Source organism: Xanthomonas populi, assembly GCF_002940065.1.
Taxonomy (GTDB): Bacteria; Pseudomonadota; Gammaproteobacteria; order Xanthomonadales; family Xanthomonadaceae; genus Xanthomonas; species Xanthomonas populi.
In genome coordinates, this window is record NZ_MDEJ01000379.1 from 1 (window position 1) to 327 (window position 327).

Here is a 327-nt window from a genome sequence, read left to right on the forward strand (position 1 = left end):
CAGGCATATCGGTCGGAACTGCGGTTGGTGAACTGGATGCCGTTATCCGTCAGAACCGTCTGCAGGGGGTAGGGCACTGCTTGGAGCACAGTGCGCAGGAACTGCGCTGCAACCAGCTTGTTGGCCGAGGCATGGAGTGCGGTGAGCGCAAACGTGGACGTCCTGTCGATGGCCACGAACAGAGCGCGCTTGCCCTCGGCCGTCCGCACCTGTGCAATGTCGATGTGGAAGTCGCCAATCGGATCGCTTTTGAACCGCTTCTTGGCGGCTTTGTCGCCTGTAATCTCGGGGAGCCGCGAGATGCCATGGCGTTGCAGGCAGCGGTGC

1 protein-coding gene is annotated in these 327 nt (G+C 61.8%); it reads right to left on the minus strand.

Going from position 1 to position 327, the window contains the following annotated elements:
* On the minus strand, positions 1 to 327 hold a 327-nt coding region (locus tag XpopCFBP1817_RS21365; RefSeq protein WP_146090223.1), incomplete at both ends, for a DDE-type integrase/transposase/recombinase.